This is a genomic window from Vibrio fujianensis (assembly GCF_002749895.1).
Lineage (GTDB): Bacteria > Pseudomonadota > Gammaproteobacteria > Enterobacterales > Vibrionaceae > Vibrio > Vibrio fujianensis.
The window spans coordinates 1-8,022 of record NZ_NBUS01000043.1 but is presented as its reverse complement, the minus strand read 5'-3'; the positions used below and the strand labels follow the sequence as shown (position 1 = coordinate 8,022).

Sequence of the window (8,022 nt, the reverse complement as noted above, 5' to 3'; positions counted from 1 at the left end):
CCACGCATTTTCTAGCCCCTCATTTTTGAGTAACAATAGCGCTTCATGCAACGCGTATAAACTATTCACCGGAGCCGTATGGTGATAACTGCGCCTTCCTTCCCCACTCCAATACCCTAAGACTAAACTTTGATCTAAAAACCAACTTTGAATGGGCGTCGTTCGCGATTGAATTTTCTCGATCGCTTTCGGTGAAAACGTTAAGGGAGCAAGGCCAGGGACGCAAGAAAGACATTTTTGACTGCCGGAATAGACCGCATCTAATTGCCATTCATCCACAAATAATGGAACACCACCTAAAGAGGTGACGGCATCCACAATCGTCAGCATATGGTGTTGTTTTGCTAATCGCCCCAAAGCTTGTACATCGCTTAACGCGCCGGTTGAAGTTTCAGCATGCACAAAAGCTAAGATTTTTGCATCTGGATGTGACTTTAGTGTGTCTTCAACTTTATCCACCGAGACCGGCTTGCCCCATTCATCATCGACTACAATAACCTCGCCTCCACAGCGAACCGCATTGTCTCGCATTCGCTCACCAAAGACACCATTACGACAGACAATAACTTTGTCACCGGGCTCAATTAAGTTAACAAAACAAGCTTCCATCCCTGCACTACCAGGAGCAGAAACCGCGATAGTAAATTCATTGTCAGTTTGAAAAGCATATTTTAATAGCTGTTTAAGTTCATCCATCATGCCAATAAACAAAGGATCCAGATGACCAATGGTTGGGCGGCTCAACGCTTGTAATACTTGGGGATAAATATCTGATGGACCCGGCCCCATTAGGATACGATGGGGCGGAATAAAACGACGAATGCTCATAGCAGCTCCTTGCTTTTTAGAGTAACAACATCAAGGTTAATGCAAATCCTTCTTGGTCACAATTCGACTGAAGTCTAGAGGTCAAACCAGTTTCTTATTTTGAGAATTTTAATTTTTCATTTTATAAACCATTTACGATTGACATTCATGAAACAAAACCGTTCAATGAATAGGCTATTTAAGCAGAAGAGGAGCACTACCCAGGTAGATGTTTTGTGGAGCCTCACTCCCAAACAAAACATTGAGGGGGAGTAGTGCCGAGATAAACCAAAGATGAGGCTTTGATTTATCGGTTGATTGGGCTGAATCCTATCAACTGTCATCAGAATCGACTGATGAAGAGCTTCTGAGGAAACCTACCTATTGTGCTACCTCTGCTTTGCTCTAATTTATCTCTCTTCAAACATTGGAAGTTGGTTTACCAACCATTTTTATTTATAGGAAATATCGGGAGAAATACCGTGAGCGCATTCAATGTGGCCAAATTTGGCGGAACCAGTGTCGCAAACTTCGAAGCAATGAGCCGTTGTTCTGCAATTATCGAACAAAATCCACACACCAAGCTTGTTGTGATCAGCGCATGCGCTGGGGTAACCAATTTATTAATTGAGCTTGCTAATGGTATTCAAGTACCTGAAGAACGCCAAGCCATTATTAAAAAATTGGCAGAAATCCACCATTCGATCATCGAACAGCTCTCAAATACAACCACGGTAGCCGCAGAAGTGAATGCTATCTTAGAGAGTGTCGCCTGTGCTGCAGAAGCGGCATCATTTCAAACCAGCAAAAAGCTGACTGATCACTTAGTCGCCTGCGGAGAGTTAATGTCGACCCATATTTTAACGCAATTAATGCGTGAACGTGGCGTCGATGCTCAACGATTTGATATCCGCCAAGTCATGCGGACGGATACTCACTATGGTCAAGCAGAACCTCAAGTCGAAGCACTACAACAATTAGTGCAAGAACACTTATTACCACTTTGCCAACAACACGTCGTCATTACTCAAGGCTTTATTGGTTCTGATGAACAGGGCAATACGACCACTTTAGGACGTGGAGGAAGTGACTATTCTGCCGCGCTAATTGCAGAGTCACTCCGAGCTTCTGGCTTAGAAATTTGGACTGATGTTCCGGGCATCTATACGACGGATCCACGTATCGCTCCAAAAGCGGCCCCCATTGCTGAAATTAGTTTTAACGAAGCGTCTGAAATGGCAAATTTTGGTGCAAAAATTCTCCATCCATCGACGTTAGTGCCAGCCCTTCGTCATGGTATTCCTGTTTTTGTCGGCTCATCAAAAGAACCAGAAAAAGGAGGCACATGGATTCGTCAAGCCGTGGAAAGCGCTCCGCCATTTCGTGCGTTAGCCTTACGCTGTAATCAAACTATGGTCACATTACGTAGTGCAAAAATGTTTCATGCTTACGGTTTTTTAGCCAAGGTATTTGAGATTTTAGCTAAACATAAGATCTCGGTTGATCTGATCACAACGTCTGAAATTAGTGTCTCTTTGACACTAGATAAAACAGATACTTCTGGCGGCAATCCCGAATTACCACAAACGGTACGCGAAGAATTAGCAGCGCTGTGTACTGTTGAAGTGGAACATGATCTTTGTCTAGTGGCGTTAATTGGGAATAAGATGAAAGATCGCCCGGGCTATACAAAACAAGTCTTTGGTGCATTAGAAAACTTCAATCTACGCATGATCTGCTACGGTGCTAGTGCTCATAATCTGTGCTTCTTAGTAAACAGTCAGGATGGAAAAGCGGTGATTCAAACACTGCATCAGGAACTATTTGAACAAGCATAATCGTTCAGAAAAACTAAAAAAGAAGGTCTCCGATGGTGACCTTCTTTTTTTATTGAACAGTTAGCCGTTAATATTTGGGCCTAACCACTTCTCGGCCATCACACTATCCCACCCTTTTCGCTCTGCATAACTTTGCACTTGATCGTCTTGGATCTGAGCAATGGCAAAGTAACGCGAGTCTGGATGAGAAAAATACCAACCAGAAACAGAAGAGCCTGGCCACATCGCATAACTTGAAGTCAATGACATACCGATCATTTCTTCCACGTTCAGCATCTTCCACAAGGTTCCTTTTTCTGTGTGTTCTGGACAAGCTGGGTAACCGGGAGCAGGACGTATGCCTTGATATTTTTCTCGAATCAGATCGTCATTAGCCAAGTTTTCATCAAGCGCATAGCCCCAAATTTTCTTTCGAACCTGTTGATGTAAATATTCGGCAAACGCTTCCGCTAAACGATCAGCAACCGCTTGGATCATTATCGCGTTATAATCATCACCTTGCGCTTTATAGGCATCAGCTAATTCACGCTCACCAATTCCACCTGTCACCGCAAAAGCGCCAATCCAGTCTTTTTTACCGCTCGATTTCGGGGCAATATAGTCTGCTAAGCAATAGTTTGTACCCTTAGGTTTTTCTGTTTGTTGCCGTAAGTGATGCAGCACATGGGCAACTTCTGAGCGCGTTTCATCGGTATAAACTTCAATATCATCGCCGATACTGGCAGCAGGAAATAGCCCGCAGATCCCTTTGGCTTGTAAAATGCCTTCCCGTTCAACTCTATCCAACAGTTCATTTGCATCATTCAATAGGCGTTGAGCTTCTTCCCCTACTTCCTCATGCTGTAGTATTGCTGGATATTTCCCCATCAAAGACCAAGTCATAAAAAAAGGCGTCCAATCAATATAGTGGCGTAACGTCGCCACAGAGCAGGTTTCAAAAATATGGATGCCCGGTTGAGCTGGAGCTGGAGGCGTATAAGCTTGCCAATCTATGGTCGCTTTATTGGATCGTGCTTTTTCCAAACTCACTGGACGAGTTTTCGGTTTCTTTCTCGCATGTTGATCTCGGGTACGTTGATAATCTAAATTCAGTTTTTCTATAAAAGCGGGGCGCAATTCATCGGATAATAATGAAGAACAGACCCCAACAGCCCGAGAAGCATTATTGACATAAACCACGGGATGACGGTAGTTCTGCTCAATTTTTACCGCCGTGTGTGCTTTCGATGTGGTCGCACCACCAATAAGAAGAGGCAACTCAAAACCTTGTCGCTCCATTTCTTTCGCTACATGTACCATTTCATCCAGCGACGGAGTGATCAACCCTGATAGGCCGATAATGTCGACCTTCTCTTCACGAGCAACCTTTAAGATCTGTTCACAAGGCACCATAACGCCGAGATCTATAATGTCATAGTTATTACACTGCAAAACCACACCAACAATATTTTTTCCGATGTCATGCACATCGCCTTTCACCGTGGCAAGCAAGATTTTTCCATTGGTCGAACCGGCTTGTTTAAGCGCATTAATATAGGGTTCTAAATAAGCGACCGCTTGTTTCATGACCCGTGCCGATTTAACCACTTGTGGTAAGAACATCTTCCCTTCACCGAAAAGATCGCCCACTACGTTCATTCCATCCATTAATGGGCCTTCAATCACATCTATCGGCTTGGAAGCTTGTTGACGGGCTTGTTCCGTATCTTCAACAATAAACTCGGTGATTCCTTTTACCAAAGCATGTTCTAAGCGCTTTTCCACCGGCCAAGTTCGCCACGCTAACAGTGTTGGATCATCGACCTTACCTACCGCATTGTCTCGGTACTGTTCTGCTATCTCTAATAAGCGTTCAGTTGAATCTGGTCGACGGTTCAGTACAACATCTTCCACTGCTTCACGTAAAGACAAGGGAACATTATCGTAAATTTCAAGCTGACCGGCGTTAACAATGCCCATATCCATGCCATTTTTAAAGCAGTGGTAGAGGAAAACGGCATGAATTGCTTCTCGAACATAATTATTGCCACGAAAGGAGAAGGAAACATTAGATACACCACCGGAAATCATCGCATGTGGTAGATTGCGCTTAATATCCGCAACGGCTTCAATAAAATCAACCGCATAATTATTATGTTCATCAATGCCTGTTGCCACGGCAAAAATATTCGGGTCAAAAATAATATCTTCCGCAGGAAATCCCACTTCATCGACTAAAATTCGATAGGCATTGCTGCATATTTCAACTTTTCGTTCTTTCGTATCAGCTTGGCCGACTTCATCAAACGCCATCACAATCACAGCGGCACCATAGCGGCGGACTAATTTGGCTTGTTCAACAAATTTATTTTTCCCTTCTTTTAGAGAGATAGAGTTCACAATGCCTTTGCCTTGAATGCATTTGAGACCAGCCTCAATTACCTCCCATTTCGAGGAATCAACCATAATCGGTACTTTGGATATTTCGGGTTCAGAAGCACACAGCTGTAAAAATCGAACCATGCAGGCTTCGGCATCCAACATCCCTTCATCCATATTGATATCGATGATTTGTGCGCCATTAGCCACTTGTTCTCGAGCCACCTCGAGTGCTTCATCATATTGTTCTTCTCTAATGAGCCGCTTAAAGCGAGCGGAGCCCGTAACATTAGTTCGCTCCCCCACGTTAACAAACAAGGTTTCTTTACCAATATTGAGTGGTTCTAAGCCAGATAAACGACACTCCACGTTGAGGTCAGGTAAAGCACGAGGTGTGATCCCCTCCACCGCTTTCGCCATTGCAGCAATGTGCTCAGGTGTTGTTCCACAGCACCCTCCCACTAAGTTTAAAAAGCCGGAGGCTGCCCATTCCGCAATATGCTCAGCCATCTCTTCCGCAGAGAGATCGTATTCACCAAAAGCATTCGGTAAGCCAGCATTAGGATGGGCAGAAACATAGCTTTCAGAGATACGAGCCAGTTCTGCAACATATTGTCGAAGTTCATCCGGCCCTAAAGCACAGTTAAGACCGAAAGAGAGTGGCCGAACATGGCGTAGGGAATTGTAAAAGGCTTCTGTGGTTTGGCCTGAGAGCGTACGGCCTGAGGCGTCAGTGATTGTCCCGGAGATCATCACCGGCAAAGTCACACCTAACGCTTCAAAAACAGAATCGACCGCAAAAGCACAAGCTTTCGCATTCAGAGTATCAAAGATCGTTTCAATCAGAATAAGATCGCACCCGCCTTTAATTAACGCTCGCGTTGATTCAGAATAGGCAATCACAAGTTGATCAAAAGTAATATTTCGATATCCCGGATCGTTAACATCAGGAGAAAGGGAACATGTCCGGTTGGTTGGTCCTAATACACCTGCGACATAACGGGGTTTATCCGGCGTTTTAGCTGTCCATTCATCCGCGGCTTCACGTGCTAATTGGGCGGCGGCGAAGTTAATTTCTGCACTGAATGATTGCATGTCGTAATCAGCCATGGCAATCGTCGTTGCATTAAAGGTATTGGTTTCAAGAATATCCGCACCCGCAGCTAAGTAGGCGGAATGAATATCTTTAATCAACTGAGGTTGAGTTAGCACCAATAAGTCATTATTTCCTTTTACATCACAGTGCCAATTAGCAAAACGCTCACCGCGGTAATCCAGTTCTTGCAACTGATACCCCTGAATCATGGTGCCCATACCACCATCAATCAATAAAATACGCTGTTTGAGCTGCGCTTCCATTTTTTGTCTTATATTACTTCCCACTGTAAAGCCTCACTCCATTGTCTTTATTCACATCCTACCATAGAAAAGTTAGAAATCTAGACGTCTAAAATCTTATTGTTTTTCCCCATAAACCTGATCCATATTGCGCAGAAAAGGTTTGCTATTTGTTCACAATCCACCGAGAATTTCACTCATATTTTGTTACATAATGAGAAAACTATGTCGGTCTATTACACCTTATGCTTTTTATCGGCAGCCGCAATGATGATTGCTTTTATTAATAGTAAAATAGTTAAGATGCAAACCACCATTGCAATCACTGCTGGGTCTATGATGCTGTCATTATTAATCATTCTTGCTGGGCAAAATGATGGTTTTCACTTGAAACAAATTGCAACTGAGACGATCACGAGTATTAACTTTGAAAACTTTTTACTTAAAGGGATTCTTGGATTTTTACTCTTCGCTGGCGGACTTGGTATTAAGTTACCCAATTTAAAGGACCAAAAGTGGGAAATTATCGCTTTAGCCTTAGGTGCCACCCTCTTCTCAACTTTTTTTATCGGCTTTATCCTTTATGCTTTTTGCCAATTTATAGGCATTCAACTTGATCTTATTTATTGCTTACTTTTTGGCTCACTGATCTCACCAACCGATCCGATTGCTGTACTCGCCATCGTCAAGAAACTCGATGCGCCAAAACGGATCGCGACTCAAATAGAAGGAGAATCGCTATTTAATGATGGATTTGGTTTAGTTATTTTTGTGACTTTATTCATCATTGCCTTCGGAAATGAAACTCCGAGTATTCTTAGCGTCAGCACTCTCTTTGCTCAAGAAGCCATTGGCGGCATTGTTTATGGTTTTTTTCTTGGACTCTTATTCCATTATTTGATTAGTGCCACCGATGACCATTCAATGGAACTATTACTGACCATTGGTATCCCGACTGCTGGTTATGTTTTTGCTGATGTTATCCATGTTTCTGGTCCATTAGCGATGGTGGTGTCAGGCATTATGATCGGTAACTGGACTCGTTTTATTGGTTTTTCTAAAGAGAGTGAAGAACATCTCGATCACTTCTGGGAACTAGTGGATGAGTTTTTAAATGGCGTATTATTTTTGCTGATTGGTATGTCAATGTTACTGTTTGAATTTCATCAAGAAGATTGGATTTTAATGGCATTAGCTATTCCACTAGTACTATGTGGACGCTATCTAAGTGTGTGGATATCTTATTTGGGCTTCAAACGCTTTCGTCGTTACAATCCATGGTCTGTAAAAATTCTGACGTGGGGAGGGCTCCGTGGTGGGTTAGCTTTAGCAATGGCCTTATCCATCCCTGCAGGAGTCATGGTGATTCCTGATAAATTAATTGATGTCAAAGAGATTTTAATGGTCATGACTTATGCCGTTGTGGTTTTCTCCATTTTGGTTCAAGGCTCAACCATTACCCCCATGATTGAAAAATCGAAAAAAGCAGAGCAAAAACTTGAAACTGACACTAACAATACAAGTCAGTAACTCGAAACAGACATAGAAACGAATTCTACAGAAAGCAGGGTTACAGAGCTCTGCTTTTTTATATCCAGAAATAATACCAATCTAAATAAAAATATGATCTAATTAAGGCTATTTAACTACTACCATCATTCATCATGAATAGCCTTAATAA

The 8,022-nt window shown here is 42.8% G+C and carries 4 protein-coding genes and 1 riboswitch; of the genes, 2 read left to right on the top strand and 2 right to left on the bottom strand.

Annotated features, from left to right (window positions below; all coding sequences use genetic code 11):
* Positions 1-828 (bottom strand): pyridoxal-phosphate-dependent aminotransferase family protein (locus B7C60_RS10830; protein WP_245869210.1); only part of this gene is annotated, 828 nt, incomplete at its 3' end.
* A gap of 178 nt (positions 829-1,006) precedes the next feature.
* A riboswitch (Lysine riboswitch) is annotated at positions 1,007-1,182 on the top strand.
* Positions 1,183-1,289: 107 nt separating this feature from the next.
* Between B7C60_RS10830 and lysC the strand changes: the two genes are divergently transcribed.
* The gene (gene lysC, locus B7C60_RS10825; RefSeq protein WP_099611671.1) at positions 1,290-2,645 is read left to right on the top strand and encodes a lysine-sensitive aspartokinase 3; all 1,356 of its coding nucleotides are present in this window, start codon (positions 1,290-1,292) and stop codon (positions 2,643-2,645) included.
* Between the two features lie 60 nt (positions 2,646-2,705).
* Here lysC and metH read toward each other — a convergent pair whose 3' ends face one another.
* On the bottom strand, positions 2,706-6,362 hold the full coding sequence (gene metH / locus B7C60_RS10820; RefSeq protein WP_425445510.1) for a methionine synthase: 3,657 nt from the start codon (positions 6,360-6,362) through the stop codon (positions 2,706-2,708).
* A gap of 204 nt (positions 6,363-6,566) precedes the next feature.
* Here metH and B7C60_RS10815 point away from each other — a divergent pair, with 204 nt between their 5' ends.
* On the top strand, positions 6,567-7,871 hold the full coding sequence (locus tag B7C60_RS10815) for a cation:proton antiporter (RefSeq protein ID WP_099611669.1): 1,305 nt from the start codon (positions 6,567-6,569) through the stop codon (positions 7,869-7,871).
* Positions 7,872-8,022 lie beyond the last annotated feature (151 nt).